1 protein-coding gene is annotated in these 679 nt (G+C 51.0%); it reads left to right on the top strand.

The window, feature by feature from the left end:
• The coding region (locus A3735_RS21515) for a Tn3 family transposase (protein ID WP_156499807.1) at positions 1-679 on the top strand (679 nt) is incomplete at both ends.

Below are 679 nucleotides of genomic sequence, written 5' to 3'. Positions count from 1 at the left end.
AGGCGGCAAACACCTTTGGCGGTTGCCTACAGCCAGTAAGAAACACCTGGTGAATAATCCGTTCTTCCAACAAATGAGAGCGATCAGCGTTGCCGATGTCTTGCGCGTGGTGGATCAGGATACCGGATTCATTGACGACTTCGAGCATGTGCTGGGCATGAACTCGAAAAGCCGTCAATACGAAGTGGACCTGTTGGCGATCTTGATCGCCAATGCCACTAATCAGGGCATCTATGGCATCGCTCAGATCTCCGATCGGACCTATGATCAGCTCAGCACTATCCAGGCGAACTACCTTCGGCTGGAAACCCTGAATGCGGCCAATGACCGTATCAACAACGCTACCACACGACTGAGCATCTTCAAGCACTACAACATCCAGGATGACAGTCTGCATGCCAGTGCCGATGGTCAGAAGTTCGAAGCCAAGCGCGAGACGTTCCGTACACGGTATTCCTCAAAATACTTCGGTACCAGCAAAGGCGTCTCGGCGGTCAGTCTGAATGCCAATCATATGGCCATCAATGCCCGGGTTATCGGCGCCAACGAACATGAATCCCATTACATCTTTGACCTGTTGATGAACAACAGTACTGAGATTATCCCGGACATGCTCTCAACTGACACTCATGGGGTAAATCATGTGAACTTTGCCTTGCTCGATCTGTTCGGTTATCGG

The sequence above is a fragment of the Oleiphilus sp. HI0061 genome (genome assembly GCF_001635675.1).
The sequence above is the reverse complement of the archived record's forward strand: the minus strand, read 5'-3'. Positions and strand labels throughout refer to the sequence as shown.